Here is a 4,040-nt window from a genome sequence, read left to right as displayed (position 1 = left end):
TCAATGCGCAACTGTCTCACAATTTCTCCCTTCATGGTGATGTAAGTTATCAACAAAAGCTTCAGAAAACTGGTATATCTGGAGCAAATTTCTCAGGCGGCATACGCTATCAGTTTTAACACAAAGCTGTAAAAGCAAGCCTATTCATTCTATTCAATTTAAAAAAAGGCAGCACGATATGCTGCCTTTTTTTATTCTTGACACCCTTTCATAAAAAGATCGCTCGAATAGCTTTTGTTCTTTATCCTCCCAAGATCATCTCCATCAAGATTTATTGATTGACAAGGCTAGGTATTGTTTTTGATGCATACCAGATTGAAGTAGTTGCTCGTACACAGGCAAAAAAACGCTTTCGTTATAATCCTGAAAAGACAGCTGTGGAAGGTCTTGCCAATTTGCTGGAATTGGGGAGCGTGAAATGCGTGTAGCAGTCTTTGCGCAAAAGAATGAAAATATGCACTAAAGCGGGTGGTTATGCTTAAGGGTGAGAATAAATTCAGTGATTTTGAGAAATCTGCCCCTTACGCTGTCTTAGATATTGAATGGCATTTATCTCTCATAAACAAAAATGTCGCAAAGCGCTTCATCTCCAAGTGAAAGTAAAACTTTCAGAAAAAACACCTTATATGTATTTATTGATAAATCATATATGTTTATTGATAAATCGCGCTTGCTTCATAAAATCCCCTTCCCCTTTTTCTCAAAGCAAAAAGAAAATGTAAAGTTTTACTGTCGTAAGTAGATAAAAAGCACAAGCTACTATTATTTTCCTCTTTACATAGGAAACATACTGCAAAATATTTCTTTACGCAGATAATTTAATTAAATACACCAAAAAAACAAAGACATCAACCACTTTATCAAAATACTCAAGAAGAAACTAAGATTTATAAAAGCATCAATCAGTACTCTTTAGCATATTTATAAAACACATTACATCCAATATAAAACACCTCAGATCTAAAATTAAGTAAACTTTTTTAATTTTTGCTGACGGCTGTTCCCAACGATGCTGTCCCCCCTTTATTCTCCTTAATGCATCAAAATATATGACAGTACTGTGATACCATTAAAAAGTACAAACAAACAACGATCATTTGCTTATAATATTGTCTTTAAATATCATTTTAATATTTTTAATTATATATTTAATACGTAATAACTAAAACTATAAATATAATATGACTTAAATATAAATATATACATTAATTATTATATTTTTTAATTTGACTATAAGTAAATTATAAAACTATAAGTAAATTATAAAATAGTGAGCAAGAAGAATATTTTTATAGACCATTATTTATTTTCTTATATTGTTTGTTCTTCTTATAACAAGTGGAGATATGGCAAACAGAAAAAATATTTGTAGCTTAGTTTTAAGTGAGGAGAACATAAATGTCTAAAAAATCTCTTTTATCGCATACAGCAACTGCAGCAATTCTATTATTTGGGACCTACCACAACACACAAGCGGAAGAACTTAAAGAACTTAAAGTTTCTGATGGAAAAAAAATGGAAGTCTCTAAAGAAAGCTACGAGAATATTTGGGCAGAAACGGGTGGAAAAATCATCGGCAAGAATTTAAAGCTGGGGAGTACCTCTCCAACACCACCATCTGTTACAACCGTTGTCACCGTTAAAGGATCCGATAGTTTGATTGAATTATCGGACAATACCATCATTGGTGCTCCACTTGGAACTAAATCTTCCTATGAATACGGCGTTAATATATCGGACAACGCTACATTCAAAATGACAGGAGGTTCTATCAATGTTGATAAAACCGCTATTCAGCTAAATGCTGGTAACGGAAATATGGAAAATGTCACAATAACAAGTGAAAACAGTGAACCCTATAACGCAATAAAAGCTGAAAAAAAAAGTAAACTCACTTTGAAAAATATAACTGTTAAAAAAGCAAAAAACAGCATCTTTGCAGATAACCAAACTCAAGTAACAGTTATCGATGGATCTTTTGAGGCAAACGAAACAGCAATCAATGCTCGAAACGGTAGTATCATTACTTTAAACAATAAGGCAAAAATCACATCACTTAACGGTGATGGGCTCAATGCCATTGGTGAGCAATCAAAAATTTTTATGACAAAGGGAACTGTTACCGGTAGCAATAGTGTATTATATACAAAAGCTGGTGGATATATTAATGTTAAAGATGTTGTGCTCACAGCAAATGGTAAAGGAACAAAATTCGGTGCATTTGCAAGAGGTTCCAGCACTATTGAATTGAATGGTAACACAACAATTAAAAATGCTTCGATCGGTGTTAAAGCCGAAAGTGATAATGCGACAATCAAGATGACCGGAGGATCGATTGAGGTCACAGGAGACAAAGCAGTAGGTGCATCATTTCTTAACACCACCAGCAAAGAAAACACGCTGAAAGATGTAAAAATATCAAGCGGAAATGATGACTTTCTTATGGATAAAGGAATAAGTGCTGACAAAGGAAGTATTGTCACTTTAAATAATGTAACCGTCACGAAAGCAAAAAACAGCATCTTAGCAGATAACAAATCTCAAATAACAATCACCGGCGGATCTTTTGAGGCAAAAGGAGAAGCAATAATTGCTCAAAACGGCAGTAGCATTACTTTAAACAATGGTGCGAAAATCATTTCATCTGAGCATAATGCGCTGAGTGCCATTGGTGAGCAATCAAAAATTTTCATGACAGGAGGAACTGTTACTGGGAGTAATAATTCATTATATGCAACTTTTGGTGGATATATTAATGTTAAAGATGTTGCACTCACAGAAAATGGCGAAAGTTCAGTTACAGGCGCATCAGCTGAGGGCCCAAACAGCGTCATTGAATTAAAAGGAAAAACAACGATTACGAAGACTCTCTTTGGTCTTTATGTAACGGATGGAGGCAAAATCACAAGCGAAGAATTAACGATAAAAGGGAAAAGAACAAATATTGAGGGAATCGAACTGCCCAGCATGGGTGTAAATGCTGCTGCAAATAGCGTCATTGAATTAAACGGAAAAACAACGATTGAAAAAGTTGATTTTGGACTTGTCGCATCCAATAGCACGATTAAGATGGTCAATGGCGCTGAAAACAAAATAGATGCAACAATAATTGCACTAAAGATAAACAGAAATGGACATATTGATCTCGCAAATACTTCTGCAACAGCAGGGGTTGCTGGGGTGAATTTTGCAGATTTGTCTAAAAATAAGTTAAATGGCCTAAGTAATAGTAATCCACAAGATTGGCAAAACAGTGAAGTTAATTTGACCAATACAGATCTGATCGTTGAAAATGGTATTGGAATAAATACCGATGAATCAATGGGGAAAATTAATCTCAAAAATTCAAAAATCCTTGCAGATACGTTATTCAAAAACATAAAGCAGAAGACAAAACCTGTTGAAATGTTTACTTTAACTGCAGATCATTCTGTCTTACAAGGCGGTGTAAGAAATGACGAAAATGGGCAAACACGCTTTGATCTGAAAAACAACACAAAATGGACGTTGAAGATCAGTAACAATGAAAAAGATGCTGATGGAAAACTACTTGATATTGCTCAAAGATCTCGTTCCGATATTTCTACGCTTAATCTCGATAACAGCTCCATTATGTTTAGCAAGCCAACAGAAGAGCATTACCAAACTTTGTATATAGGTTCTGGTAAACCAGACACGCAAGAAGTCTACAATGCAACGGGTGATGCAAAGATTTACTTCAACGCACAATGGAGTGATGGAGCACCCATCGCCGATCAAAAAACCGATAGGCTTTTGATCCATGGGGATGTCGCTGGCAACACATCAGTTTATGTTTCAGGACGCGTAGAAAAGAACAGTAGTCAAGCAAATATCTCTGCTGCTCCTAATGTACGGGGGCTTTCACTCATTCAAGTTTCTGGAAAAGCAACTGAAAACTCTTTCAAACTCGTAAATGGCTATACCACAAGAAATGGTTTACCAGATATGTATACACTACGTGCCTATGGACCAGACTCAAGCCAAGGCAAAGCCGATATTGCGCAAAACCTCTTTGATGA

At 35.2% G+C, this 4,040-nt stretch carries 2 protein-coding genes; both read left to right on the top strand.

Translation table 11 applies throughout. From position 1 onward, the window contains the following. Positions 1-278: 278 nt before the first annotated feature. Positions 279-428, top strand: a complete 150-nt coding sequence (locus ACFINC_RS09000) for a hypothetical protein (RefSeq protein ID WP_375612614.1) — start codon at positions 279-281, stop codon at positions 426-428. Between the two features lie 970 nt (positions 429-1,398). Beyond that, on the top strand, positions 1,399-4,040 hold a 2,642-nt coding region (locus tag ACFINC_RS08995; protein WP_375616987.1), incomplete at its 3' end, for an autotransporter outer membrane beta-barrel domain-containing protein.

It is taken from the genome of Bartonella sp. AP58NXGY, from assembly GCF_042195785.1.
Classification (GTDB): Bacteria; Pseudomonadota; Alphaproteobacteria; order Rhizobiales; family Rhizobiaceae; genus Bartonella.
The sequence above is the reverse complement of the archived record's forward strand: the minus strand, read 5'-3'. Positions and strand labels throughout refer to the sequence as shown.